The 25964-nt window shown below is 72.3% G+C and carries 24 protein-coding genes; 15 read left to right on the forward strand and 9 right to left on the reverse strand.

What is annotated here, in order from left to right:
• Nucleotides 1–34 precede the first annotated feature (34 nt).
• On the forward strand, nucleotides 35–1366 hold the full coding sequence (locus ACSJJR_RS08170; RefSeq protein ID WP_435943003.1) for a sensor histidine kinase: 1332 nt from the start codon (nucleotides 35–37) through the stop codon (nucleotides 1364–1366).
• Nucleotides 1363–2085: a response regulator gene (locus ACSJJR_RS08175; RefSeq protein WP_435943004.1), complete on the forward strand. Its 723-nt coding sequence runs from the start codon at nucleotides 1363–1365 to the stop codon at nucleotides 2083–2085. The genes ACSJJR_RS08170 and ACSJJR_RS08175 overlap by 4 nt, the downstream gene beginning before the upstream one ends.
• A gap of 36 nt (nucleotides 2086–2121) precedes the next feature.
• Here the strand turns inward: ACSJJR_RS08175 and ACSJJR_RS08180 are convergent, their stop codons facing one another.
• From ACSJJR_RS08180 to ACSJJR_RS08190, 3 genes are all read right to left on the reverse strand, one after another.
• Nucleotides 2122–2544 carry a hypothetical protein gene (locus ACSJJR_RS08180; RefSeq protein ID WP_435943041.1) on the reverse strand — a complete coding sequence of 141 codons (423 nt, stop codon included), beginning with the start codon at nucleotides 2542–2544 and terminating at the stop codon, nucleotides 2122–2124.
• On the reverse strand, nucleotides 2502–2990 hold the full coding sequence (locus ACSJJR_RS08185) for an ATP-binding cassette domain-containing protein (RefSeq protein ID WP_435943005.1): 489 nt from the start codon (nucleotides 2988–2990) through the stop codon (nucleotides 2502–2504). The genes ACSJJR_RS08180 and ACSJJR_RS08185 overlap by 43 nt, the downstream gene beginning before the upstream one ends.
• A gap of 193 nt (nucleotides 2991–3183) precedes the next feature.
• Nucleotides 3184–3828: a DUF3800 domain-containing protein gene (locus tag ACSJJR_RS08190; protein WP_435943006.1), complete on the reverse strand. Its 645-nt coding sequence runs from the start codon at nucleotides 3826–3828 to the stop codon at nucleotides 3184–3186.
• Between the two features lie 445 nt (nucleotides 3829–4273).
• On the opposite strand from ACSJJR_RS08190, the gene dnaK reads away from it, so the two are divergent.
• From dnaK to ACSJJR_RS08210, 4 genes are all read left to right on the forward strand, one after another.
• The gene (gene dnaK, locus ACSJJR_RS08195; protein ID WP_435943007.1) at nucleotides 4274–6121 is read left to right on the forward strand and encodes a molecular chaperone DnaK; all 1848 of its coding nucleotides are present in this window, start codon (nucleotides 4274–4276) and stop codon (nucleotides 6119–6121) included.
• Nucleotides 6118–6720: a nucleotide exchange factor GrpE gene (locus ACSJJR_RS08200; RefSeq protein ID WP_435943008.1), complete on the forward strand. Its 603-nt coding sequence runs from the start codon at nucleotides 6118–6120 to the stop codon at nucleotides 6718–6720. Before dnaK ends, ACSJJR_RS08200 begins: the two co-directional genes overlap by 4 nt.
• Nucleotides 6721–6854: 134 nt before the next feature.
• The gene (locus ACSJJR_RS08205) at nucleotides 6855–7850 is read left to right on the forward strand and encodes a DnaJ C-terminal domain-containing protein (protein WP_435943009.1); all 996 of its coding nucleotides are present in this window, start codon (nucleotides 6855–6857) and stop codon (nucleotides 7848–7850) included.
• Complete coding sequence (locus ACSJJR_RS08210) at nucleotides 7847–8278, forward strand: heat shock protein transcriptional repressor HspR (protein WP_435943010.1); 432 nt, start codon at nucleotides 7847–7849, stop codon at nucleotides 8276–8278. The genes ACSJJR_RS08205 and ACSJJR_RS08210 overlap by 4 nt, the downstream gene beginning before the upstream one ends.
• On the opposite strand, the gene ACSJJR_RS08215 is transcribed toward ACSJJR_RS08210, so the two are convergent.
• Together ACSJJR_RS08215 and ACSJJR_RS08220 are read right to left on the reverse strand one after the other, a co-directional pair.
• Complete coding sequence (locus ACSJJR_RS08215; protein ID WP_435943011.1) at nucleotides 8242–9495, reverse strand: sensor histidine kinase; 1254 nt, start codon at nucleotides 9493–9495, stop codon at nucleotides 8242–8244. The genes ACSJJR_RS08210 and ACSJJR_RS08215 overlap by 37 nt on opposite strands.
• Nucleotides 9492–10151 (reverse strand): response regulator transcription factor, encoded by a 660-nt coding sequence (locus tag ACSJJR_RS08220; protein WP_435943012.1) that lies wholly within the window; start codon nucleotides 10149–10151, stop codon nucleotides 9492–9494. Before ACSJJR_RS08220 ends, ACSJJR_RS08215 begins: the two co-directional genes overlap by 4 nt.
• A gap of 257 nt (nucleotides 10152–10408) precedes the next feature.
• Here ACSJJR_RS08220 and ACSJJR_RS08225 point away from each other — a divergent pair, with 257 nt between their 5' ends.
• From ACSJJR_RS08225 to ACSJJR_RS08240, 4 genes are all read left to right on the forward strand, one after another.
• The gene (locus ACSJJR_RS08225) at nucleotides 10409–10879 is read left to right on the forward strand and encodes a hypothetical protein (RefSeq protein WP_435943013.1); all 471 of its coding nucleotides are present in this window, start codon (nucleotides 10409–10411) and stop codon (nucleotides 10877–10879) included.
• Between the two features lie 73 nt (nucleotides 10880–10952).
• A complete protein-coding gene (locus ACSJJR_RS08230; protein ID WP_435943014.1) occupies nucleotides 10953–12116 on the forward strand; it encodes a peptidoglycan-binding protein in 1164 nt (387 codons plus the stop codon).
• The gene (locus ACSJJR_RS08235; RefSeq protein WP_435943015.1) at nucleotides 12113–12820 is read left to right on the forward strand and encodes an ABC transporter ATP-binding protein; all 708 of its coding nucleotides are present in this window, start codon (nucleotides 12113–12115) and stop codon (nucleotides 12818–12820) included. The genes ACSJJR_RS08230 and ACSJJR_RS08235 overlap by 4 nt, the downstream gene beginning before the upstream one ends.
• A complete protein-coding gene (locus ACSJJR_RS08240) occupies nucleotides 12801–14078 on the forward strand; it encodes an ABC transporter permease (RefSeq protein WP_435943016.1) in 1278 nt (425 codons plus the stop codon). Before ACSJJR_RS08235 ends, ACSJJR_RS08240 begins: the two co-directional genes overlap by 20 nt.
• A 101-nt stretch (nucleotides 14079–14179) precedes the next feature.
• On the opposite strand, the gene ACSJJR_RS08245 is transcribed toward ACSJJR_RS08240, so the two are convergent.
• A complete protein-coding gene (locus tag ACSJJR_RS08245) occupies nucleotides 14180–14362 on the reverse strand; it encodes an Rv0909 family putative TA system antitoxin (protein ID WP_435943017.1) in 183 nt (60 codons plus the stop codon).
• Between the two features lie 242 nt (nucleotides 14363–14604).
• Between ACSJJR_RS08245 and ACSJJR_RS08250 the strand changes: the two genes are divergently transcribed.
• Together ACSJJR_RS08250 and ACSJJR_RS08255 are read left to right on the forward strand one after the other, a co-directional pair.
• Nucleotides 14605–17298: an ATP-dependent Clp protease ATP-binding subunit gene (locus tag ACSJJR_RS08250; RefSeq protein ID WP_435943018.1), complete on the forward strand. Its 2694-nt coding sequence runs from the start codon at nucleotides 14605–14607 to the stop codon at nucleotides 17296–17298.
• A 194-nt stretch (nucleotides 17299–17492) separates the two neighbouring features.
• Nucleotides 17493–18191, forward strand: coding sequence for a TetR/AcrR family transcriptional regulator (locus tag ACSJJR_RS08255; RefSeq protein ID WP_435943019.1), 699 nt, complete (start codon nucleotides 17493–17495; stop codon nucleotides 18189–18191).
• Here ACSJJR_RS08255 and ACSJJR_RS08260 read toward each other — a convergent pair.
• Nucleotides 18179–19027, reverse strand: coding sequence for a glycerophosphodiester phosphodiesterase family protein (locus ACSJJR_RS08260; protein ID WP_435943020.1), 849 nt, complete (start codon nucleotides 19025–19027; stop codon nucleotides 18179–18181). The two genes, ACSJJR_RS08255 and ACSJJR_RS08260, sit on opposite strands and share 13 nt — an antisense overlap.
• 77 nt (nucleotides 19028–19104) lie before the next feature.
• Between ACSJJR_RS08260 and ACSJJR_RS08265 the strand changes: the two genes are divergently transcribed.
• Both ACSJJR_RS08265 and ACSJJR_RS08270 read left to right on the forward strand, forming a co-directional pair.
• Nucleotides 19105–21288 carry an NAD(+) synthase gene (locus tag ACSJJR_RS08265; RefSeq protein WP_435943021.1) on the forward strand — a complete coding sequence of 728 codons (2184 nt, stop codon included), beginning with the start codon at nucleotides 19105–19107 and terminating at the stop codon, nucleotides 21286–21288.
• Between the two features lies 1 nt (nucleotide 21289).
• The gene (locus tag ACSJJR_RS08270) at nucleotides 21290–22237 is read left to right on the forward strand and encodes an HAD-IIB family hydrolase (protein ID WP_435943022.1); all 948 of its coding nucleotides are present in this window, start codon (nucleotides 21290–21292) and stop codon (nucleotides 22235–22237) included.
• Between the two features lie 55 nt (nucleotides 22238–22292).
• On the opposite strand, the gene ACSJJR_RS08275 is transcribed toward ACSJJR_RS08270, so the two are convergent.
• Nucleotides 22293–22742 (reverse strand): GNAT family N-acetyltransferase, encoded by a 450-nt coding sequence (locus ACSJJR_RS08275; RefSeq protein ID WP_435943023.1) that lies wholly within the window; start codon nucleotides 22740–22742, stop codon nucleotides 22293–22295.
• A 138-nt stretch (nucleotides 22743–22880) separates the two neighbouring features.
• Entirely contained in the window at nucleotides 22881–24263 is a 1383-nt protein-coding gene (locus ACSJJR_RS08280; RefSeq protein WP_435943024.1) for a serpin family protein, read from the reverse strand.
• 157 nt (nucleotides 24264–24420) lie between these two features.
• Between ACSJJR_RS08280 and ACSJJR_RS08285 the strand changes: the two genes are divergently transcribed.
• Complete coding sequence (locus ACSJJR_RS08285; protein ID WP_435943025.1) at nucleotides 24421–25959, forward strand: chemotaxis protein; 1539 nt, start codon at nucleotides 24421–24423, stop codon at nucleotides 25957–25959.
• Nucleotides 25960–25964 lie beyond the last annotated feature (5 nt).

A 25964-nucleotide genomic window follows, 5' to 3' on the forward strand; every position in this document is an offset into this window, starting at 1 on the left:
GAGCCGGCGCGCCCGCACCGGTACGGTGGCGGGCATGACTCGGTCCCAGCAGAGCGCCGGGGAGGCTGCGCTGAGCACCCTGAGACGGCTGCCGCGTCCCGCGTGGCCGGACGTGCTTGCCGCCGTCCTCGTCGTGTACGTCGGGATGATCAGCCTGGCCAACCCCGTGGTCACGCCCGACATCGTCATCGGTGGCAGCACGCGGGTGGGCGAGGGCGTCTTCGTCGCCCTGGTGGCGGTGTGCGCCGTCTCCACGCTCCTGCGCCGCGTCCTGCCGACGGCGAGCGTGGTGGCGACCTGCCTGGTCTGCCTCGTGCACCTGGTGTGCTACTCCAGCCTGTCCTTCCTCGTCGTTGTGGCGGGGCTCATGGCCGTGGAGACGACGACGAGCCGTCTGCCGCGCCCCTGGGCCTGGGTCCTTCTGGCCGGTCAGGCGGCGGGTGCGGCCGCGGGGACCCTCCTCGTGTCCTACCGGGCCTCGGGTCTGGCGATGGAGCCGGCTCGGGCGGGCGTCATCGTCTCCGTCGCCCTGGTCTTCATGACGGCGGCCGCCCTGGCCGGGCTGCTGCGACGCCGCACCCGTGAGCGCCGCGAACAGGTGCGTGAGCGCCTGGAGCTGCTCTGGGCCCAGCGGGAGACGGAGCGGCGCCTGGCGGTGGTCCAGGAGCGCAACCGCATCGCCCGCGACGTCCACGACCTCGTCGGTCACTGCCTGTCCGTCGTCGCCATGCAGGCCGAGGGTGCCCGCGCCGTCCTGGCCACGAGCCCCGCCGAGGCTGAGCGCGCCCTGGCGGTCATCGGGGAGACGAGCCGTCGCGCCGTGGACGACGTGCGCGCCCTCGTCGACGTCCTGCGTAGCGACGACGCGGTGAGCGTGCCGTCTGCCGCGGCGGGTGCCGCAGCGCCCTCGGATCGGCCGGTCGCCGACGAGCCGGGCATGGAGCAGCTGGTGGGTCTCGTGGCGGGTGTGCGCGAGGTGGGCACCGCCCTGACGCTGCGGTTGACGGTCTCCGCCGCCGTCCCCTCACCGGTGGGTGCCTGCGTCTACCGGGTGGTGCAGGAGGCGCTGACCAACGCGGTGAGCCACGCTCCCGGCGCCGCGGTCGAGGTCGGCATCGAGGTCACCGGGGGGCGGCTCGACCTCATGGTGTCCAACGCCGCCTCCGACACCGCCGTCTCCGGCCTGGCCGCCGCCACGGGCGTCGCCGACACGGCCTCCGCCGACGGGGCCCGCCGCACCGGGCTGGGGCTGGTGTCGATGAGTGAGCGCGTCCACGCCCTCGGCGGCACCCTCACGGCCGGCGCCCTGCCCGAGGGCGGCTGGCGGGTGCACGCCGTCCTCCCTCTCGCCGGGGGTGAGGCATGAGCGCCGCGAGCACGGCCCCCATCCGGGTGGCCCTGACCGACGACGAGCCCCTGCTGACCGCCGGGCTGGCGATGATCCTGTCCGCCCAGCAGGACATGGAGGTGGTCTGGCAGGCCACCGACGGCGCCACGGCGCTGCGCCGGGCCGCCAGCGACCCGGTGGACGTGCTCCTGCTGGATGTGCAGATGCCGGGGATGGACGGCATCGAGACGACGCGGCGGCTCGTCGCCGACGGCGCGCAGGGCAGGGTGGTCATCCTCACGACCTTCGACACCGACGGCTACGTGCTCGGGGCGATCGAGGCGGGGGCGGCCGGGTTCCTGCTCAAGAACACCCCGCCGGCGGACCTGCTGGCGGCGATCCGCACCGTCCACGCCGGAGACAGCGTCATCTCACCTGGCCCGACGCGACGCCTGCTGACGGCGGTGCGCCAGGGGACCCGCGGGGGAGCGCACGCCGGTGAGGCCGCGGACGGGGGAGGTCAGCAGCCCCTGCTGGCCGAGCTCACGGAGCGCGAGCGCGAGGTGCTGCGGCTCATCGCGCTGGGGCTGACGAACCAGGAGCTGTGCGACCGCCTGTGGCTGTCGATGACGACCATCAAGACGCACGTGTCCCACCTTCTGGCCAAGACCGGTAGCCGTGACCGGGTCCAGCTCGTCCTGACGGCGATACGGGCCGGGGTCGTCGACATCGAGCAGGTCCTGTCCGAGGAGGGCTGACTCCGAGGCGCCGAGGGCGTCGCGGGCCGCCCCGGCTCAGTCCTCGCCGCCCATCCACAAGGCGGCGACGACGGCGAAGCCGCTGACGACGGCCTGCGCCACAAGGAGCTTGGGGCCGGCCCCGCCGCCAAGCAGGACCATGACGAGGGGCCACACGACGAGCGCCGCGGTGTCCGGACCCTGCGACAGGGAGCGGATGTAGACCTCGGGGATCGGGCCGATCGGGGAGGCGATGAACTCCGACCAGTCCGGGGCGGCGCGCGTGCCCGAGCGCAGGGCGACGGCGCCCCAGCCGATGCCCGAGAGCAGCCCGGCCCCGAGCAGCCAGCCGGCCCCGCCGCCGTCGGCCGCCCGCCGGGCGGGGTCGGCGACCGCGATGGCGGCCACGGCGGCCGAGCACACGAGGATGCCGGTGCTCACCGCCCAGTGCAGCCCGGGAATGAGCAGCAGGGCCGACAATCCAGCGCCCGCGGCGGCCTGCGCCAGGCGCCAGGGCTGGCGTGAGAGCAGCAGGGCGTCGGCTGGTCTCCGCCAGCTCGGGGTCGGGGATGCTCTCCAACCTCGGGTTGACGAGCAGAACGAGGATGCCTGTCGTGACGGCGATGAGGGCGGCTCCGAGGGCGGGCAGCGCCACGGCCGTGACGTGCGGTGACGGCGGCCCGGAAGGCCGCCGAGCGCGGCTCCGGCTTCTCGCCCAGGACGGTGATGCTCCCGTTGATCGGGGGGAGCATGCCGCAGACGGTTCGCAGGAGCGTGGACTTGCCGGCTCCGTTGACGCCGACGAGGAAGAGCGCCTGGCCGGCGTGGAGGGGGAAGGTGGCGGGGGAGCACACCGGGTTGCCGCCGTAGCCGACGACGAGGTCACGAGCGGCGATGACGGACTCGGCGCTGGTCGTGGAGGGCATGAGCACAGTGTTGCCCGGAGCCTCAGCCGACGGATCGGCCGCGAGGATGACACGGGCCCTGCGAGGCCGTTGCCTCGTAGGTTGAGTCTCTGGTACCGTGAGCAACGCGAGGCCCTATACGGCCAACAAGGTCGCCCACGGGGTCTCGCCCTTCGCAGACCCTCGGCCATATGGCCGAGGGTCTTTGCGTGGGTCAGCCCAACCAGATGATGCCGTGGTCGGTGTCAGGGATCCAGCGCTCGCGCAAGCACATGTAAGCCTTGATGGCGTCGGGCACAGGAGCGATGTCTGTGCCCCAGATGTCCTGGCGTTCCTGGACGTGCTTGTGGAATGCGCCGTAGGCTGCGAGATCTGCCGCTTGGATGAGCTGGTTGTAGCGGCTGTCCTGCATCACCACGTCCTCAACGATTCTTCGAGTCGTGATGGGTAGACCGCGGTGGACATCGCGTAGCGGGGACGCGTCGCGCAGAGCCCTCTCCCATGTGTCGCGAGCCTGTTGCTCAGTGGCGGACGGGGAGGCGGGGTAGCCCTGCTGGCCGTCGTACAGGACCATGACGGTGGTGTCGTTGTCGCTGGCCCACTCGTTGAGCCATGAGATGAGTTGTGCGTAGCCCTGTGGCTTGGACCGCTCGGACATGGCCAAGGTGACCACCTGGACCCCTTCGGGCTTGGCGAGGTGCGAGAGCATGATGCGGCCGATAGCGGCGCGTTGCCTGGGGGACAGTGTGTTGCCCGAGCTGGTGTTTCGAAGGCCTCGCCCCTTGTACAGGTCGGCGGCGTGGAGCTCTGTGCCCTTGGGCACTCCGAAGTCGTCGGTGATGGACCGGCGTCCGTCCAACCACGCTTGGAGGGTGGCGTTCCAGGCTCGGTCCTAGACCAGAACCGCAGTGAGAGTCGTACCGTGCTTCGAGTCACCGGAGTCGTCGACGTACGCCAGGTGCATGGCGGCATTGTCACATGGGGTGCCGACACGATGGATGTGTCCACAGTGCTCAGGATGTGGGGGTGCGCGCAGTGGTGCGTTGGGCGCCGCGGCCGCACCTGCGGCTCTTCGGGTGGGCCCCGTGCCCCTCCCGGGCGGCCCGGCGTCCCTCCGCGCTGCGTCGCGCGCCTGCCCGGCCGACGCGTCGCGGCGCCTGCCCGGCCGGGGCGGGAATAACCTCGCCGCCCCCAAAGTTGAGCCAGTCAGACTCAAGGTTGTGGTCGGTGAAGTTGACAAGCCTCGACTCAACCACAATCCTGAGCGCATACGACTCAACTATCCCAACAGCTAGGAGCACCACATGGCACGCGCCGTCGGTATCGACCTCGGAACCACCAACTCCGCCATCGCCGTCCTCGAGGGTGGGGAGCCCACGATCATCCCCAACGCCGAGGGCGGACGCACCACCCCCTCTGTCGTCGCCTTCTCCAAGTCCGGCGAGGTCCTTGTCGGCGAGATCGCCAAGCGTCAGGCCGTCACCAACGTCGAGCGCACCGTCTCCTCCGTCAAGCGCCACATGGGCACCGACTGGAGCGTCAAGATCGACGACAAGACCTACACGGCCCAGGAGATCAGCGCCCGCATCCTCGCCAAGCTCAAGGCCGACGCCGAGGCCTACCTCGGTGAGCCCGTCACCAACGCGGTCATCACCGTACCCGCCTACTTCAACGACGCCGAGCGCCAGGCCACCAAGGAGGCCGGCACGATCGCGGGCCTGACCGTGGACCGCATCGTCAACGAGCCCACCGCCGCGGCCCTCGCCTACGGCCTGGACAAGGGCAAGGAGGACGAGCTCATCCTCGTCTTCGACCTCGGTGGCGGCACCTTCGACGTCTCCCTGCTCGAGGTCGGCAAGGACGAGGACGGCTTCTCCACCATCCAGGTCCGCTCCACCTCTGGTGACAACCGCCTCGGTGGTGACGACTGGGACGCCCGCATCGTCGACTGGCTCGTCAAGCAGGTCAAGGACAAGAGCGGTGTGGACCTGTCCAAGGACAAGATCGCCATGCAGCGCCTCAAGGACGCCTCGGAGCAGGCCAAGAAGGAGTTGTCCACCGCGACCAGCACCGACATCAACCTGCAGTACCTGTCCATGAGCGAGGCCGGCCCCATCCACCTCGACGAGCGCCTCACCCGCGCCCAGTTCCAGGAGATGACCGCGGACCTGCTCGAGCGCACGAAGATCCCCTTCCACAACGTCATCAAGGACGCCGGCGTCTCCCTGTCGGAGATCGACCACGTCGTCCTCGTCGGCGGCTCCACCCGCATGCCGGCCGTCTCCGACGTCGTGCGCGAGCTCACCGGCGGCAAGGAGCCCAACAAGGGCGTCAACCCCGACGAGGTCGTCGCCCTGGGCGCCTCCCTGCAGGCCGGCGTCATCCAGGGCGACCGCAAGGACGTCCTGCTCATCGACGTCACCCCGCTGAGCCTCGGCATCGAGACCAAGGGCGGCGTCATGACCAAGCTCATCGACCGCAACACGGCCATCCCGACCAAGCGCTCCGAGGTCTTCTCCACCGCCGAGGACAACCAGCCCTCCGTGCTCATCCAGGTCTACCAGGGCGAGCGCGAGTTCGCCCGCGACAACAAGCCGCTGGGCACCTTCGAGCTCACCGGCATCGCCCCGGCCCCCCGCGGCGTCCCGCAGATCGAGGTCACCTTCGACATCGACGCCAACGGCATCGTGCACGTCTCCGCCAAGGACCGCGGCACGGGCAAGGAGCAGTCGATGACGATCTCCGGCGGCTCGGCGCTGCCCAAGGAGGACATCGACCGCATGGTCAAGGAGGCCGAGGCCCACGCTGAGGAGGACAAGCGGCGCCGCGAGGAGGCTGAGACCCGCAACGCCGCCGAGCAGCAGGCCTACTCCATTGACAAGCTCCTCAAGGACAACAAGGACAAGCTCCCCGAGGACGTCTCCAGCGAGGTCCAGGGCGCCGTTGACGAGCTCAAGAAGGCCCTCGAGGGCGACTCCATCGACGCCGTGCGCACCGCCCAGGAGAAGCTGGGCTCGGTCGCCCAGAAGATCGGGGAGGCCCTGTACGCCCAGGACCAGGCTGCTGCCGCCGCCTCCGAGGCCACCGGCGCCCCCGCCGCCGACGACGACATCGTCGACGCCGAGATCGTCGATGACGAGGACGCCAAGTGAGCACCCACGAGGCCCCCGGCCAGGACGAGCCGGTCGACCCGGCCCTCGCCGAGGCCGTCGAGGCCGCCTTCGACGGCGTCGAGCCCAGTGATCTCGACGCCGCCGGGGCGGCCCCGGGGCAGGAGGCGCAGACCGCCGAGCCCGACCCCCTGGCCGACGCCCAGGCCGCGGCGGCACAGCTGACGGACGACCTCGCCCGCGCCCGCGCGGACCTGTACAACCTCCAGCAGGAGTACCAGGGCTTCGTGCGCCGCTCGCGCGAGGCGGCCGCCGGACACCGTGAGACCGGGCGCGCCAGCGTCGTCGAGGCGCTCATCCCCGTCCTCGACGAGATCGCGCTGGCCGACCAGCACGGCGACCTCACCGGCACCTTCGCCACCACCGCCACCAAGCTCGAGTCGATCCTCGGCGAGAAGTTCGGCCTCACGCGCTTCGGCGAGGTCGGCGACGTCTTCGACCCGACGCTTCACGAGGCGCTTATGGCCACCGAGTCCGAGGAGGTCAGCGAGCCGACCATCGCCCTGGTCCTCCAGCCCGGCTACCGCCTGGGGGACAAGGTGGTGCGCGCCGCCCGCGTCCAGGTCGCCAACCCGGCCTGAGGCCGGCCGCCGTCGGGACCTTCCGGGGTCCCGACGGCGGTGGCGGCTCCCACTGGCGTCCGCCACCACCTCACAGCCCTCACGGACCCCACAGAAAGACACGCCCACGACCACATCACGCAGGAGGTGGTGACATGGCCAGCCAGGACTGGATGCACAAGGACTTCTACGCCGTCCTCGGTGTCGCCAAGGACGCCGACTCCGCCACCATCAAGAAGGCCTACCGCGCCCTCGCCAAGAAGTACCACCCGGACCGCAACCCTGACGACGCCGTCGCCGCGGAGAGGTTCAAGGAGGTCGGCGAGGCCTACGCGGTCCTGTCCGACGCCAAGGACCGCAAGCAGTACGACGCCATCCGCTCCATGGCGGGCGGCGGCGCCCGCTTCACCGCCGGTGGCGCGGGGGGCGGCGGCTTCGAGGACATCTTCTCCATGTTCGGCTCTGGCGGCGCTGGCGCCCAGAACATCGACCTCGACGACCTGCTGCGCCAGTTCGGCGGCCAGCCCAGCCCGACCCGCCGCGGCGGCCAGGCCGGAGGCTTCAGCTTCGGCTTCGGGGGATTCGGCTCCCAGCCCGAGCCGCGCAAGGGCCCCGATGTCCTCACCGACGTGCGTCTGGGCTTCCGCCAGGCCGTCGAGGGGGACACGGTCGAGCTGACCGCGGACGGGCGCACCATCACCACCCGTATCCCGGCCGGCGTCCACGACCTCCAGAAGATCCGCCTGCGCGGCAAGGGCCGGCCCGGCCAGGCCGGCGGCGAGAACGGGGACATGGTCGTCACGGTCCACGTGGACAAGCACCCCGTCTACAGCATCGACGGCGCGAACCTGCGCATGGACCTGCCCGTCACCCTCAAGGAGGCGGCCCTGGGCGCCACCGTTGAGGTCCCCCTGCTGGACGGCACGAGCACGCGCGTCAAGATCAAGGCCGGCACCCCCTCCGGCACCGTCATGCGCCTGCGCGGCAAGGGCATCGCCCTGCGCAAGGGCACCTCGGACCTGCTGGTCACGGTCCAGGTGGCCGTGCCGCGCACGCTCTCGCCCCGGGCGAAGGAGGCCCTGGAGGCCTTCGACACCGCCATGGGGGACACGGACCCGCGTGCCGTCCTTCGTGAGGAGGCTGCGACGTGAGCCGGCGTCGTACCGGCCAGGGGCTCGCCTTCCTCGCGGAGGACGCCGAGGAGCGCGCGGTCTACGTCATCTCCGTGGCCGCGGGCCTCGCCGGCATGCACCCGCAGACCCTGCGCCAGTACGACCGCCTGGGCCTCGTCTCCCCGGCCCGCACCCCGGGCCAGGGCAGGCGCTACTCGCACCGCGACGTCGAGCGCCTGCGCCGCGTCCAGGCCCTGAGCCAGGAGGGCGTCAACCTCGAGGGGATCCGGCGCGTGCTCGACCTGGAGCGCCGGGTCGAGCAGCTCGAGCGGGAGAACCGGCTCCTGTGGCTGCGCCAGGCGGCGGTCCACCGGGTCTTCGCCGCCGCCGCCGACGGCGAGGTCCAGGTCGTGGCGACCGGTCGACGGGGTCACAGGCCCTCGGGCCGACCCGCCACGGACGCATAGGACTCCTCCTCGTCCCCGGGCAGCTCCAGGACGGCGGTCAGCCCGCCGGTGGGGTTCGCGCTCAGGCTCAGGTGACCGCCGTGGGCGGTGGCCACGGCGGTCACGATGGCCAGGCCCAGGCCGTGACCGGACCCCCGGGTCCGTCCCCGGCCCTCGCCGCGGACGAAGGGCTCACGCAGGGACTCGACGCTGTCCGGTGCGACCGGGGCGCCGTCGTTGCGGATCGTCAGCCGTACGCCGTCTGCCAGGTGCGCCATCCCGACGGTGATCCGGCCGCCGTCGGTGTTGTAGCGGACTGCGTTGCGCAGGAGGTTGACCACGCTCTGACGCAGCAGCACCGGGTCGCCCGGGACCCGGGCGGGCAGCAGGTGGGCGGACAGCCTCAGCCCACGCTCGGCGACCTGCGGGGCGATGAGCGCCAGGGCGTCACGGACCGTCGCCCCCATGTCGACGTCCTCGCGGGCGAGTCTGCCGGACTGGGCGTCGGCCAGGTCCAGCAGGGCGTCAATCGTCTCCCGGTTGGCCCGGTTGGTCTCCAGCACCCGGCCCAGCACCCGGCGCAGGTCCTCGGCCGAGGCCTTCGGGTCGGACAGGGTGACCTCGATCATCGTCTGAGTCGTGGCCAGGGGAGTGCGCAGCTCGTGGGAGGCGTTGGCCGCGAAGCGCCGGTGCGCGGAGAAAGAGCGCTCCAAGGAGGCCAGCATGTGGTCGAAGGTGTCCGCCAGGTCGTGGATCTCGTCGCGCGGCCCGGCGAGGGCCAGACGCTGGCTGAGGTCGCCCGAGGCAGCGCGCTTGGCGGCCGTGTTCATCGACGACAGCGGCCGCAGCATCCGCCCCGCCAGGACCCAGCCGACGGTGCCGGAGAGCACCACGAGCAGCGCCAGCACGCCGACGGCTGAACGCATGATGCTGCCGAGCAGGTCGAACAGGTTCGTGTCCACCTGGGTGGCCTCGCTGGTCTGCACGGTCGGTGCGACGGCGGTGTCCCCCACCGGTCCGCTGATCTCGATGCGGAGCGTGACGTAGCGGGTGTAGACGTAGACCAGGGCGATGAGGACCGCGCCGGCGGCCGTCACCAGACCAGCGTAGGTCAGGGTCAGCCGGGTGCGGATGCTCAGGCGCTTGGGGCGACGCGACCGCTCCTGGCGCCCCGAGCGGGTGCCGGTCCGCTGCGACCCGTGCCCCCCGTCGTCGGGCCGGGGCTCCCGCCCGCTCATGCGCTGAACCTGTAGCCCGCGCCGGGGACCGTCTGGATCACCCACGGCTCACCGAGCTTGCGGCGCAGGTGGGAGATCGTCACCCGGGTGGAGTTGGTGAAGGGGTCCGCGTTGGCGTCCCAGGCCTTCTCCAGGAGCGTCTCGGCGCTGAGGACCCCGCCCTCGGCCTCCATGAGGACCTGGAGGACCGCGAACTCCTTGGGGCTCAGACGAATGAAGTGCCCGTCGCGGTAGACCTCCCGGCGGAAGGGGTCCAGACGCACCCCGTGGGCCTCGATGACCGGAGTGCGCGCGGGCTGGCTGCGCCGCCCCAGGGCCCGCAGCCGGGCCACCAGCTCGGGGAACTCGAAGGGCTTGGTGAGGTAGTCGTCCGCCCCCAGCTCGAAGCCGCCCACGCGCGCGTCCAGCGCCCGGGACGCGGTGAGCATGAGGATGCGGACCTCGGGGTGCTCGTCGACCACCCGTCGGCAGACCTCGTCACCGTGGACGACGGGCAGGTCCCGGTCCAGGACGACGATGTCGTAGTCGTTGGTCGCCACCTGCTCCAGGGCGCTGGCCCCGTCACCGACGACGTCCACCGCCATCGCCTCGCGGCGCAGCCCGGTGGCGACGGCCTCGGCGAGGTACTCCTCATCCTCCACGACGAGCACACGCATTGTCCTGACTCCTTCGCTGTGGTCTCGGTTGGTCTCACACCCGCTCGGCCGGGACCGGTGCGCCCCGGCCGAGGTGATGCCCCCTTGTCTACCCGCTCGCGGCCCGCCTTGTCGCCCGGCGCCGACGTCGGCACCACGTGTTACGGCGACATAAGCGAATCCTTGAACGCCGCGGCAACACCGTCACCGGTTGGCTGTCTTGTGACCGAAGGGGCGTCCCCGCGCCGCCCCCGACTTAGCCGAAAGGACCCCCTCCCATGAAGAAGAGCCTCAACACCCGGATCATCACCCGCGCCGCCGCGCTGCTGACCTGCACCGCCTGCGCCGTCGGGCTCGTGACCGGATGCTCCGGCTCCGAGACGGACTCGTCCGCCCAGGCCTCCGCCTCCGCGACCAGCGCCGACGACTACCTGCTCAGGATGGCCCAGTGCATGCGCGACAAGGGCATCGACGTCTCCGACCCCGACGCCAACGGCAACATGCAGTTCCCCGAGACCGACGCCGCCTACGCGGCCGCCGAGGAGTGCCAGCAGGTCGTCGGCCCCGCTCCGGGCACGGAGGACCTCTCCAACCCCACGGTTCAGCAGGACCTCGTCCAGGCCGCCCAGTGCCTTCGTGACGCGGGCTACGACGTCCCCGACCCCGAGGCCGACAAGGGCCTTCAGCTCAACGGTGACATCCCCCAGGACGTCATGAACAGGTGCTTCTCCGACCTCGGAAGCAAGTGACGCGGAGCCCCTCAGCCACACGACGACGTACGCGGCCGGACAGCCGCGCAGACACACTCAGACAGGCACGTACATGAACTCGACCACCATCTCCACGCAGGGCGACGACGACCCGACCGGCACTGAGGCAGACCTGAGCGCGGTGCGCCGCACCCGGCGACGGACCTTCCTGGCCCTGGGGACCGTCGCGGTCCTGGCCGCGGGCGCGGGCGCAGGCGCCTTCGCCTCCAAGACCGGGCCCTTCGCCCCCGAGCCGAAGCCGACGGCCTCCGCCTTCACGGGCGCCACGGACACGGTCACCCGGGGCGACCTCAAGGGTGAGACCTCTGTCACCGGCACCCTGCGCTACGCCGATCCGCACAAGCTCAAGTCCGGCTTCGACGGCGTCCTCGTCCAGGTGCCGAGCTCCGGCACGGTGCTCACGCACGGGGATGTCATCTACAGCACGGGCAGCGAGTACGCCTACCTCATGCACGGTGCCATTCCCGCCTGGCGCAGCTTCGAGGCGGGGATGGACAACGGCGAGGACATCCGGCAGCTGGAGACCATCCTCCAGGGCATGGGCTACTTCGAGAACGAGCCCGACAACCGCTTCACCTGGTACACCACCAACGCCATCATGAAGTGGCAGAAGGCGGTCGGGCTACCCCAGACCGGGACCATCCCCCTGGGGCGGATGGTCTTCGTCCCGGGCGACCTGCGCGTGGGAACGGTCAGTGCCCGGGTCGGGGACCGCGTCGGCATCGACAGCGAGATCTGTGACGTCACCTCCACCACCCAGGTGGTCGAGTCCAACGTCAAGCTCTCCGACCAGCGGCTCGCCGTCGTCGGCACCGCCGTGACCATCACGCTGCCCGACGCCACGACCACGACCGGCACGATCAGTGCGGTGGGCACTCCCACCGAGAAGAGCTCGGGCTCGGGCTCGGGCGGCTCCGAGACGAAGGAGCGGGTCATCCCCATCACCGTCACGCTCGACGACGCCTCCGCGACCGCCAACTTCCAGGAGGTCTCGGTCACCGTCGCCCTGCCCAGCGAGACGCGTGAGGACGTCCTGTCGGTGCCGGTGGGCGCCCTGTTGGCCCTGACCCCGAACCAGTTCGGTGTCGAGATCGTCGAGTCCGACGGCACGACCCGCAAGGTGCCCGTCACCATCGGCCTGTTCGCCGGCGGACGTGTCGAGGTCTCCGGCGACGACATCGCCGAGGGGACCCGAGTGGTGGTGCCGCAGACATGAGCCCCATCCTGTCCCTGCGCGACGTGCGACGCACCTACGGGGAGCCTCCCGTCGCCGCCTGCGCGGGCGTGAGCCTGGAGGTCGACTACGGCGAGTTCGTCGCCGTCGTCGGCCCCTCGGGCTCAGGCAAGTCCACGCTCCTCAACCTCATCGGCACCCTGGACAGGCCCAGCTCGGGCACCGTCGAGATCGACGGCGTCGACGTCGGCTCCCTGTCCGACGCCAAGCTCTCGGCCCTGCGTGCCAGCCGCATCGGCTTCGTCTTCCAGCAGTTCCACCTGGCCGACGGCGTCAACGCGGTCGACAACGTGGCTGACGGGCTCCTGTACAGCGGCATCCCCCGCTCCGAGCGGCGCCGGCGCGCCCGCATCGCCCTGGAGCGCGTCGGCCTGTCCCACCGGCTCGACCACCGGCCCCACCAGATGAGCGGCGGTGAGCGCCAGCGCGTGGCCATCGCCCGGGCCGTGGTCGGCGAGCCCCCGCTGCTGCTCGCCGACGAGCCCACGGGCAACCTCGACTCCGCCTCCGGGGCCTCGATCGTCGAGCTCCTCCACGAGCTCCACGAGCAGGGAACCACCATCATCGTCATCACCCACGACAACGAGCTGGCCGCCCAGCTGCCCCGGCAGATCGCCATCCGCGACGGCCGCATCGTGGGGGACTCAAGCCAGAAGGAGGTCGCCCATGGCATCGCCCGGTCCTGACCACTCCGCTGAGGTCGCGCTCGGCACGGCCGACAAGCCCACCAAGGCCGGGCACCACGCCTCGTCCCGGACGCTGCGGCGCTCGCGGCTGCGCCTGTCGGACGTGCTGCGCCTGGGGGGGACCGGGATCAAGGCCCGCCCCACCCGAGCCTTCCTGTCCGCACTGGGCATCGCCATCGGCATCGCCGCCATGATCGCGGTGGTCGGCATCTCCGCCTCCAGCCGGGCACAGCTGACCGCCCAGCTCGACTCGCTGGGAACCAACCTGCTGACGGCCTCCGCCGGTCAGGACCTCTTCGGCAACTCCTCCTCCCTGCCGCAGGACACCGTCGGCAGGGTCCGGCTCATCGACCAGGTGGAGAGCGCCTCCAGCACCGGCGTGGTCAAGAACGCGCTGGTATACCGCAGCCCGCTCATCGACCGCAACGCCTCCGGCGGCATCACTACCATGGCGGCGGACCTCTCGCTGCTCGACGTCGTCGCCGGGCAGATCGACCGCGGCACCTGGCTCAACGAGGCCACCAGCCAGTACCCGGCCACGGTCCTGGGGCACACGGCCGCCCGGCGCCTGGGCGTCGTCACCCCGGGCACCAAGGTGTGGCTCGGCGGCCACTGGTTCACGGTGGTGGGCATCCTCAAACCGGTGGTCCTGGCCCCCGAGCTCGACTCCGCGGCGCTCGTCGGCCAGGACGTCGCCACCAACCTGATGGGGCACGACGCCAAGCCGACGACGGTCTACACCCGTAGCCAGGACTCCGCCGTCACCCAGGTGCGCGACCTGCTGGCGCCGTCGATCTCACCCCAGGCCCCCAACGAGGTCAAGGTCTCGCGCCCCTCGGACGCGCTGGAGGCCAAGAACGCGGCCGACCAGGCCTTCACCAGCCTGCTGCTGGGCGTGGGCTCCATCGCCCTGCTCGTCGGCGGCATCGGGGTCGCCAACACCATGATCATCTCGGTGCTGGAGCGCCGTCGGGAGATCGGGCTGAGACGGTCCCTGGGGGCGATGCGCGGCCACATCCTCGTGCAGTTCATGGCCGAGGCGCTGCTGCTGTCCACCCTGGGAGGAACCCTGGGCTGCGTCATCGGCGTCGGGGTGACCGCCGGTATGGCGGCCGCGAACGGCTGGCCCTTCACCCTGCCGCTGATCGCCGTCGCCGGCGGCCTGGGGGCCACCATCGTCATCGGCGCCCTGGCAGGCATGTACCCGGCCGTGCGGGCCTCGCGCACGCCCCCGACCGCAGCGCTCAACGCGCAGTAGCCGCGGCCGGCGCAGCCCGGGACCGCACGAGGGCCCCGCACCACACGGTGCGGGGCCCTCGCTCCTGCGACCAGAAGGTCACGGTGCCTTGAGCAGGCGGCTCAGTTGGTGCCGACCTTGCCGTCGACGGTGTCGCGGGCGGCGTCGATCTTGTCGTCGCACTTGCCGCCGGTCGCCTTCTTGGCGGCGTCGGCCGCGGCGTCGAGCACCTTGTCACTGAGCTCCTCGGCCTTGTCGGAACCGAGGGCGTCGGTGGCCTTCTTCGCCAGGTCGTCAAGTCCCATGTCAGTCTCCTTCCGTCGGGTGGCACGGCGTCGGACGACGGCAGCCTCGGCAGAATCGAGCCAGTTCCGGACGTCTGCGTCATCCACGAGGCGAGGCGGCCGCCGCGAGGTGGGCCCGTCGCCGTCGGTGCCCGCGAGAGAGAGACCCGGCACCGACGGCCACAAAGGTTGAGCGGAATAGACTCAACTCTGTGATGGTTGAGTCGGTCGTACAGAAGCCACCTCGCCCGAAGGAGGTCCGTATGGACACCAGCTACACCACCCGGTCGCAGGAGGCGATCAGTGGGGCCATGCAGGCCGCCGCCGCGGCCGGCAACCCCCAGATCGAGACCTCCCACCTGCTGGCCGAGCTCCTCTCCCAGGCCGACGGCGTCGCCCCGGCGCTGCTGGCCGCCACCGTCGGCGACGAGGGCCTGACCGCCGTCGGCGCCGCCGCCCGGCGCACGCTCAGCGCCCTGCCCAGCTCCGCCGGGCCCACCACCGGCCGGCCCCAGCCGTCGCGCGCCCTGCTCGCCGCCCTCGACAAGGCCGGCAGCGAGGCCAAGGACCTTGACGACGAGTACGTCTCCACCGAGCACCTGCTCCTCGCCCTGGCCGAGGGCGAGGCCAGCGACCCCGCGGCCAAGGCCCTCACGCAGGCCGGCGCCACCGCACAGGCCCTGCGCGCGGCCCTGCCCCAGGTCCGCGGCTCCGGCCACGTCACCTCCGCCAACCCCGAGGGCACCTACAAGACCCTCGAGAAGTACGGCACCGACCTGACCGAGGCCGCCCGCGAGGGCCGGCTCGACCCCGTCATCGGCCGCGACGCCGAGATCCGCCGTGTCATCCAGGTGCTGTCGCGCCGCACCAAGAACAACCCCGTCCTCATCGGGGAGCCCGGCGTCGGCAAGACCGCCGTCGTCGAGGGCCTGGCCCAGCGCATCGTCGCCGGCGACGTGCCCGACTCCCTGCGCGGCAAGCGCCTCATCGCCCTCGACCTGTCCGGCATGGTGGCGGGCGCCAAGTACCGCGGCGAGTTCGAGGAGCGCCTCAAGGCGGTCCTCAAGGAGATCAAGGACTCCGACGGCGAGGTCATCACCTTCATCGACGAGCTGCACACCGTCGTGGGGGCCGGTGGCGGCTCCGAGGGCGCCATGGACGCAGGCAACATGCTCAAGCCCATGCTCGCGCGCGGCGAGCTGAGGCTGGTCGGTGCCACGACCCTCGACGAGTACCGCGAGAACGTCGAGAAGGACCCTGCCCTCGAGCGCCGCTTCCAGCAGGTTCTCGTTGGCGAGCCGAGCGTCGCCGACACCGTCGCCATCCTGCGCGGCATCGCCCCCAAGTACGAGGCGCACCACCACGTGACGATCTCCGACGGCGCCCTCGTGGCCGCCGCCCGGCTGTCCGACCGGTACATCACCGACCGCAACCTGCCCGACAAGGCCATCGACCTCATCGACGAGGCGGCCTCGCGCCTGCGCATGGAGCTCGACTCCAGCCCCGTCGAGATCGACGAGCTGCGCCGCCGCGTGGACCGCATGCGCATGGAGGAGGCCTACCTCCTGGAGTCCGAGGGGGCGGACGCCGAGGTCTCCGGCTCCGGCGACGCCGTCGAGAAGGCGGCCGCCGGCGAGCGCCTGGAGCGCCTGCGCGCCGAGCTCGCCGACGCCACCGAGGCCCTCACCGTCCTCAACGCCCGCTGGGAGGCGGAGAAAGCCGGCCACAACAAGGTCGGCGAGCTGCGCGCCGCCCTGGACGAGCTGCGCACGAAGGCGGACCTCGCCGAGCGCGAGTCCCGCTTTGAGGAGGCCGGGCGCCTGCGCTACGGCGAGATGCCCGCCCTCGAGCGGCAGATCGCCGAGGCCGAGGCGGCCGACGCCGCCACGGGTGCCGCCGCCGTCGAGCCCATGATCGCGGAGAAGGTCGGCCCCGGGGAGGTCGCGGAGGTCGTCGCCGCCTGGACCGGCATCCCGGTGGGCCGCCTGCTCCAGGGCGAGACCGAGAAGCTGCTGCGCATGGAGCAGGTCATCGGCGAGCGCCTGGTCGGCCAGAAGGTGGCGGTCGCCGCCGTGGCCGACGCCGTGCGCCGCTCGCGCGCCGGCGTGTCCGACCCGGACCGCCCCACCGGCTCCTTCCTCTTCCTCGGCCCCACCGGCGTCGGCAAGACCGAGCTGGCCAAGGCCCTGGCGGACTTCCTCTTCGACGACGAGCGCGCCATCGTGCGCCTGGACATGAGCGAGTACTCGGAGAAGCACTCCGTGGCCCGCCTGGTCGGAGCCCCTCCGGGCTACGTCGGCTACGAGGAGGGCGGCCAGCTCACCGAGGCCGTGAGACGGCGCCCCTACAGCGTCATCCTGCTCGACGAGGTGGAGAAGGCCCACCCGGAGGTCTTCGACATCCTCCTGCAGGTGCTCGACGACGGCCGCCTCACCGACGGCCAGGGCCGCACCGTTGACTTCCGTCAGGTCATCCTGGTGCTCACCTCCAACCTTGGCAGCCAGTTCCTCGGGGACCCGCTGCTGTCGCCACAGGAGAGGCACGAGGCTGTCATGGGGGCGGTGCGCACCGCCTTCCGCCCCGAGTTCCTCAACCGGCTCGACGAGACACTGGTCTTCGACCCGCTGAGCAAGAGCGAGCTCGGCCAGATCGTGGACCTGCAGCTGGCCGCGATGGCCCGCCGCCTGGTGGACCGCCGCCTCACCCTCACGGTGACGCCGGCGGCCCGCGAGTGGCTCACGGACGAGGGTTACGACCCGGTCTACGGCGCCCGCCCGCTGCGCCGGCTTGTCCAGCGTGAGATCGGTGACCGCCTGGCTCGTCTCATCCTCTCCGGTGAGGTCGCCGACGGCCAGGAGGTGGTCGCGGACGTGGCCGGGGACCACCTTGAGGGCCTGAGCCTCACGTCCCGTCCTGGCCCCGTCCGCTCGGCGCCCAGCGCCCCCAGCGCGGCCTGAGGCACCCGGTGGCGGGGGGTTGGGACACAAAGGGCCAACCACAGAACAAAACGCCCGTCGCCCCCCCCCCTTCCTCCCACCGACCCCGACCGTGCTACTCCCCCCCCCCACCCCCCCCCCCCCACCGGGCACGTGCTCGTCGTCACCCCGTCGCCACCACGATGCGCGCCTCAGGCATCCGACCGGATGTCAAAATGTCCACCATGACCGTCGATGACTCCACCACAGCCGGCGCCGCCTCCGCCGGGACCTCACGGCGACGCGGCCCCGGCCGCCCGCGCGCCGGCAGTGAGGACAAGCACGAGCGCATCCTCAACGAGGCCGTCGCCCTCTTCGGCGCCCACGGCTTCGCCGCCACCTCCCTCGCGGACATCGCCCAGGCCGCTGAGATCTCCAAGGCGGGCCTGCTGCACCACTTCTCCTCCAAGGAGCAGCTCTTCGCCAAGGTGCTCGAGCGTCGTGACCGCGACATGGTCGCCACCCTGCTGCAGGATCCGAGCCTCGACGAGGACCCCTGGAAGCTGCTCGACGCCTTCGTGCGTGTTGTCGAGCACAACACCCAACACCGCGACCTCGTCGCCATCTACACGGCCACCGCCATCGCCGTGCTCGACGCCGGGCACCCCGCCCACAGCTGGGTCACAAGCCACCTGACCCAGACCATCGAGCGCTTCACGCACGCCCTGGAGCGTGGTAAGGCCAACGGCCTCGTGCGCGAGGACGCCCCCTCGGCGGCCGTGGCCCGCACACTCACCGCCCTCAGTGACGGGCTCCAGCTGCAGTGGCTGTGCTCGACGACGCCGGGCTCTGAGTCCCCCGAGGCCCTGCGCACCGGGATGGTCGAGGAGATGCGCGTCTACGTCGAGGGACTCAAGCAGGTCTACCGCCCCTGACCGGCGGGTGGCGCACCGGTGCCCAGGTGGCGGAGCTCGTGGACCCGGTCCGTGAAGACCCCCGTCGCCCCCCAGGAGAACAGCTCCTGCGCCCGCTCGAGGGTGTTGACCGTCCACACGTTGACCCCGTAGCCCAGCGAGCGGATCTCCTCCACGCGACCGCGCTCCAGGGTCCGGTCCCCGGGGTTGACGGCCACGGCGCCGAGCTCCTCGACCAAGGAGCGCCAGTCGTCCAGCAGCAGGCCGTTGTCCGTGAGCAGGGCGCGCGGCGTGCCGGGACGGCGCCGGGCCGCGCGCTCGAGCAGCAGCGGGTTGAAGGAGGACAGCAGCACCTGCGAGGAGGGCCAGCGCTCGGCGTGCGCCTCCAGCAGCGCGGCCACGCCGTCCACCAGGCGGCGGCAGGCCGCGGCGCCCGCCTCGCAGGACTTGAGCTCGACATTGACCCCCATGCCCGCGGCCCCGACCACCTCGAGCGCGGCCTGAAGGGTCGGCAGGCTCTCGCCCGCGTAGGGGCGGGTGCCGTCCGCCGCGGTGAACCAGGAGCCGGCGTCGATGGCGGTCAGGTCCGCGGCCGTGAGGTCGTAGTAGGAGCCGCGGTGGTCCGTCGTGCGGTCCAGGGCCGAGTCGTGGATGACGATGACGGTGCCGTCACCGATGACGTCCACGTCGAGCTCCACCCAGGCGGCCCCCTCCGCGGAGGCCCGCCGGAAGGCCGCCAGCGTGTTCTCCGGCGCCAGGGCGCTGGCACCCCGGTGGGCCAGGACGGTACGGGTGCCGGGCGCGAGCGGCTGCGGGCAGGGTGCGGGCGGGTAGGCGGCGGGGGTGGGAGCACTCATACGCCCATCCTTCCCCCTCGGCGGTGGCCCCGCTCACGGCCCGTGACCGTGTCGCGGCCCCGTGCCAGACTCACCCCATGAGCCCCGCCGCCGCCGACCGGCCGTCGATCGTCTTCCGCTCCGCCTATGACCAGGGATTCGCGCGCGTCGCCGCCGTCACCCTGCCGGTGCGCCTGGCGGACCCGGCGGCCAACGCCTGCGCCGTCATCGCCCAGGCCCGTGCCCTGGGTGAGCAGGGCGTGGCGCTGGCGGCCTTCCCCGAGCTCGGTCTCACCGGGTACTCCGTGGACGACCTCCTTCTCAGCGACGTCCTGCTGGAGCAGACCCTGGCCGCCATCGAGACCATCCGGGCCGCCAGCGTCGGGTTCCTGCCCGCCGTCATCGTCGGCGCCCCCCTGCGCGTGGGCCACCGGCTGTTCAACTGCGCCGTCGCCATCGCCGGGGGCCAGGTCCTCGGCGTCGTCCCCAAGGCTTACCCGCCCACCTACGGCGAGTTCTACGAGCGGCGCTACTTCGCCGCCGGGGACAGCGTGGGGACGAGCACGTCGATCACCCTGCACGGGGTGAAGGCCCCGTCGGCGGACCTCGACCCCGAGCCAGGCCGTGACGACGCCGAGGCACTCGTGCCCTTCGGCACCGACCTCCTCTTCGAGGTCCGCAGCGTGCCGGGCCTGACCTTCCACGTCGAGGTCTGCGAGGACATGTGGGTGCCCGCCCCGCCCTCCACCTTCGCCGCGCTCGCGGGCGCCACCGTCCTGGTCAACATCTCCGGCTCCCCGGTGACGGTGGGGCGCGCCCAGGACCGCGAGCTGCTGGCGCGCGCCTCCAGCGCCCGCAACATCGCCGCCTACCTCTACGCCGCCGCCGGTGAGGGCGAGTCCTCCACCGACCTCGCCTGGGACGGCCAGACCTTCGTCTACGAGAACGGCAGGCTCCTGGGCTCCACCGAGCGCTTCCCCCAGGGGCCACGCGCCACCGTCGTGGACATCGACGTCGAGGGCCTGGCCGCTGAACGGCTGCGCCGGAGCACCTTCGATGACAACCGCCAGACCCTCGCCCGCCCCGAGCCCGGCCTGCGCCCCGCAGCGACCTTCGCCAGCACCGGCTCGTTCCGCACCGTGCCCGTCTCCCACGAGCGCCTGAGCGTGCCGCGCACCGACATCGGGCTGCTGCGCGCCGTGGACCGCTTCCCCTTCGTCCCCGACGAGCCGGACCGCCTCGCCCAGGACTGCTACGAGGCCTACAGCATCCAGGTCGCCGGCCTCGTCCAGCGCCTGCGCGCCACCGGCTGCCCCAGGATCGTCATCGGCGTCTCCGGCGGGCTCGACTCCACCCAGGCCCTCATCGTGGCCGCCCGCGCCGTGGACCGGCTCGGGCTGCCGCGCAAGCACATCCACGCCCTGACGATGCCGGGCTTCGCCACGAGCGAGGAGACCAAGGCCAACGCCCTGCGCCTGGCGACGGCGCTCGGCTGCCACGTCGAGACCCTGGACATCCGGCCCACCGCCACCCAGATGCTCGCCGAGATGCGCCACCCCTACGGGCTCGGCCAGCGCGGCCGTGAGGTCTACGACGTCACCTTCGAGAACGTCCAGGCGGGCCTGCGCACGGACTTCCTCTTCCGCATCGCCAACCAGCGCGGCGGCATCGTGCTGGGCACCGGGGACCTGTCCGAGCTCGCCCTGGGCTGGTGCACCTTCGGCGTCGGGGACCACATGGCCCACTACGGCGTCAACGCAGGCGTCCCCAAGACGCTTATCCAGCACCTCATCCGCTGGGTCGCCTCTGAGGGGCTGTTCCCCGAGGAGGTGAGCCAGACCCTGCTGGCCGTCCTCGCCACCGAGATCAGCCCGGAGCTCGTGCCGGCGGGCGAGGGCGAGCCCCTGCAGTCCACGCAGGCCGCGATCGGCCCCTACGCCCTGCAGGACTTCACTCTGTGGCACGTCCTGCGCCAGGGCGCGCGTCCCTCGCGCATTGCCTTCCTGGCGGAGAAGGCCTGGGCGGACGCCTCGGCGGGCACGTGGCCCGTGGGGGTGCCCGAGGAGGAGAGGGTCTCCTACGACCTCGCCACTATCAAGAGGTGGGAGCGGCTGTTCCTCACGCGCTTCTTCTCCCAGCAGTTCAAGCGCTCGACCCTGCCCAACGGCCCCAAGGTGGTCGCCGGCGGCTCGCTGTCCCCGCGCGGGGACTGGCGCATGCCCTCGGACGCCTGCGCCTCCGCCTGGCTGGCCGAGCTCGAGCGCAACGTCCCGGAGTGCTGACATGCCCCAGAGCATGAACCCAGCCCGCAACGGCCCCAGCCACGTGCCCGGCGGCCGTGCGCCGTCGGAGCACCCCATCGGCACCCCGTCCCACCCGAGGCTCGTGCTGTCCACGGACATGGACGGCACCCTCCTGTTCGACGGCCGCGTGTGCGACGTTGACGTGCGCGCCCTGGCCCGCTGGCGTCAGGCCGGCCACCTCGTCGTCATGAACACGGGCCGGTCCAACACGGCGCTCGCCTGCGGCGTGGATGGCACGGGCATCGTCTACGACTACGCCGTGCTGTACACCGGCGCCGTCCTGCTCGACGCCTCCGGCCGGGTCCTGGCCGCCCGCAGCCTGCCCGACGGGCTCGTGGACGAGGTCCTGGAGGTGCTCAGCGAGGAGGACCCGATCACGATCTTCTGCACCACCACCGCGGGAGACCTGCGCCTGCGCCACACGCAGGAGCACGCCACCGCGCTGCTGCCCGCCTTCACCGACGCCACGACCGCCGAGCTCGCGGGCCGCGCTGTCATCGGCATCCCACTGCACCTGGCGGACCCCGCGGCCGCTGAGCGCATCCAGGCGACGGTCGCCGAGCGCTGGGGCGCCGACCTCGAGGGCGTCCGCAACCAGGACTTCGTGGACCTCGTCCCGGCGGGCGTGTCCAAGGGCACCGGCCTGACCGAGCTCGTTGGCATGCTCACGGGCCCGGGAGGGGCGCACGAGGGTGAGAGCCTGCGCACGATCGCCGTCGGGGACTCCTGGAACGACATGTCCATGCACGCTGTCGCGGACGTCGCCGTCGCCATGGCTGGCGCCCCCGACGACGTCGTCGCCGGCTGTGACGTCACCACGCCGTCTGTCGCCGCGCTCGTGGACTGGCACCTGGCGTACGAGGCCACCGGCGAGCTACCCTACCGCACGGCCGACGGGCGCAACACCTGGCCGCTGGGCGCGGTCTGAGCGGGAGCCGCCCCGGCTCCGCGTGCCCCGGCCCGGGCGGCCAGGGCACGCGGGCTCACCTGCCGGTGAAGCGGTAGACGTTCGTCTCGCGCAGCTCGAATCCCGCCCGCTGGTACAGGCGGTTGGCGGCCTCGCGCGAGGGGCGCGAGGTGAGGTCCACGGTCCTGGCCCCCATCTGCCCGGCGTAGGCGACCGCCGCCTCAACCAGGGCGCGCCCGGCCCCCTGACCGCGGGCGGAGGAGTCGACAACGACGTCCTCCACCCAGGCGCGCAGCCCGGTGGGGATGGTGAAGGTCGCCAGGGTGAGCATGCCGAGCACCGGGTAGGTCCCGTCCTCGGCCCGGCGGGAGGAGCGGTAGACGAAGAGGAAGACGCCCGGCTGGGACACGAGGGCCTCGCACTGCTCGGCCGTGAGGACAGGGGCCCTGCGGGAGAGCTGGGGGATGAGCCGGCCCATCGCCTCGACGATCTCGGGGCTGGACTGACGGACGATCTCAACGGTCATGGCGTCTCCTGGAGCGACGGGACTGTGCGGCACCACCGAGACTACGCGCGCAGCCCCGCCATCGCGTGCAGACGGTGCCGTTGACCACAGCCGGCCGGCGCGGGACCGACCCGGGTTCGGGCCGGCCAGCCGGCCGCCTCAGCCGGCCGCGGGGTCCGTGACAGCCGCCTCGATGACGCACACGCCGCTGGCCCGGTCCACCACCCGCAGGACGAAGGGGCGGTCGCAGGCGAAGCTGACCGGCTCCTCCTGCATCCCCGGCGCCGAGCCGACCTCCACCAGGACTTCTGTCAGCGCCGCCCCGACGGTTCCGGCCTCATCCACCTTCAGCCGCACCTGCTGGGCGACCTGGCTCACCTCGAGCATGTCTCCGACGTGCGGCACGCTGCCGATCACGACGCCGCTGCGCCTGAGCGCCTCCAGCACGTCGAGGGCACCCGAGGACAGGTCCAGGCGCGGCAGCGTCAGCCACACCTCGCTCGCGCTGCCCGCGCTGGACTCGAGCCGGGCGCTGGCCTCGGCCCAGGTCTCCTCGGGCAGCTGCGCCAGGTCCACGACCTCGTCGGGCAGGACGAGGTCCACGACCAGGCCGTCATCGGTGCTCAGGCAGGCCATGCGCAGGGCGCGCCAGCCCTCGCCGGACACGAGCGTGTACCGCCCCGTCTGCCGCATGAGGGGGACCTGGGACGTGCGGGCGTCGGCGCGGTGGAACACGCCCCTGTCCTCGGTGGAGCCCGCATCGAAGGGACGCTGCCAGCGGGCGGCCAGGAGCACAGCGTTCTGCAGGACGAGGCGCGTGTCCTCGTTGACGCTCATGGCGCTGGTGGGCACGAGGCCCGCGGTGTGCCAGCAGGCCCAGGCGTCGAGCGAGGCCTGGGCATGGGCGAGGTCGGTCTGCATGACCTCGGCTCCGTACCAGGAGCGTGCGGCGTCAAGGTACTCCTGGCGCACCCTGCCGGGCGCCTCGGGGTCCTCAGGCCTGACGAGCAGGGCGCGGTTGGCGACGTGGACCAGGGGCTGGGCCGGCGGGTCCTCGGGGTCGAAGTCCTCCAGCGCACGGGCATCGTCGAGACGCTGCATGCTCTGCTGGAGGGCGGACCACGCGGTGTCGCGCTCCGCGGGCAGCCCGCTGGGGTAGACGGCGTGAGTCTCGAAGCCAAGCAGACGGTTGACGGCCTCGGGCAGGTCGGTGGCCCCGGCGTACAGCATGGCGAGTGTGAGCCCGGCTCCGGCGGGGCAGACGACGGCGTTGGAGCCCGGGTCCTCAGCCAGGACATGGGACAGCATGGTGGCTCCGAGCCGGTCGCAGGCGGTGACGGAGGCCCCCACGTAGGGGGCCTCCGCCAGGGACAGGACACGGGGGCGGGCCTCGGAGGGCAGGACGGTGGCCGGGTCGTCTCCGGCGGGTCCAGCGTCCTGCTCGCAGGGCGCTGGGCCGCAGGCGGCCAGCGCGGCCAGCACCGGCGGCACGGCCAGCAGGACACGTCGGCGCACGAGGCGGCAGGTGGGACGGGCACTCATGGCACGAGCCTGGGCCGCTGTCAGCGGCCGGTCAAGGGGTGGTGCCGGCGGGCGCCGGGCTGGCGGCCTTCGGCCCCCGGCAGCGCCCTGCGGCGGGAGGCGGGGGCGGGTAATCTCAGGCCAGGTCCAACGTCCCACTCCGCCAAGGAAGGTCCTCATGGCCGACGCCGCCACAGGCCGCACCCCCGAGACCCCCGCTCCCCTGAGCGAGCGCACCTACCTCGCCGACGAGATCTTCTTCTCCACCACGGACGCCAAGGGCCGCATCCGCCGCGCCAACTCCACCTTCATGCGGCTGTCCGGCTACCCCCGCGGCGCCCTCGTCGGCCGGCCGCACAACGTCGTGCGCCACGAGGTCATGCCTGCGGGCGTCTTCCGCTCGATCTGGGACAGCCTCGAGCAGGGTGTGGCCGCCTCCGCCTACATCACGAACAAGGCCTCTGACGGCAGCTGCTACCGGGTCTTCGGCACCATCGTCCCCTCCGGCGACGGCTACCTGTCCGTGCGCACCCTGCCGATGCTCACAGGGCTGCGCGACCAGGTCGAGGAGGTCTACGCGCGCGTGCGCGCCGTCGAGGCCGCCTCCGCCGAGGCCGGGTCAACAGCTCGCGAGGTCGCCGCCGCCGGGCACGCCGCGCTGACGGCCGAGCTGCGGGCCATGGGCTACCGCGACACCGTGGACTTCACCCGCCAGACCCTGGCCGCGGAGGTCTCCGCCCTCGTCGCCTCCGGCGTTGACATCCCCGAGCACCCCGAGGCCGAGGGGCCGGTCGCCGCGATCCTGGCCGGTATGAACAGCATCGAGGTCTCGAGCGCAGGGCTCGTCGCCCTGCTGGACGAGTGCGCCCGCCTGGTGGACCTGCTGGGGCGCCGCGCGGCTGACATCGCCACCCTGTCCGCGCGCCTGAGCGGTCTGCGCGAGGCCCTGCGCGAGGCCACCGGCAACGCCCTGAGGACTCGCTACGAGGAGGTGGACAGCCTCATCCTCGAGGCGGCTGAGGAGCTGCACCCGCTGGCGGGCCAGGTCGAGGAGCTGCGGGCGGACACGGACTCCGTGCGCTTCGCCATCGCCCTGCTGCGCCTGCACAACCTCTCGGCGGGCTTCTTCGCGAACCAGGTCCTCGGGGGCGACGACGCCCTGGAGGACAACGACGCCGTCGGTTCCCTGCGCGAGCTCGTCTCAGCCCTCAGCGGTGGGGCGGTGTCCCTGTCGCAGCGCCTGGCCCTGTTCCGGGCGCGCGCGCAGCTCGTCGCCGGCGACCTCGAGCTCGTCGCCGAGGCCCTGACAGCCACCGAGGCGCCGCTGTCCGCGCTGGTGGAGGCCCTGGGCCCCGACGAGGCCCCGCTCGCCCTGGCGGCCGCCGCCGGGACCACTGCCCTCGGCGACGGTGCCCACCAGGGGGACACCGCCCAGGGCGAGGACGCCCCTGAGGACCTCAGGCTCGTGGCTGCCGCGGAGGCCGGTGCGGTCGGCTTCGCGGGCGGTCCCGTGGCGCCCGCCGCGGCGCTGACCGCCGTGGCCGGGATGACGCCGTCGGCACGTGCCCGTGCGCTCGCCGAGGGCGGTTTCCCCGAGGCCCGCGCCCTGGCGGAGGCGGCCGCCGCCGTGCGCGACCTCGAGGTCCCCGACGAGTCCGAGGCCATCGCCAAGACCCTCGTCGGGGTGCGCGGGGCCCTCGCCTCCCTGCGCCGCTGAGCAGG

The organism is Actinomyces sp. W5033 (assembly GCF_051303165.1).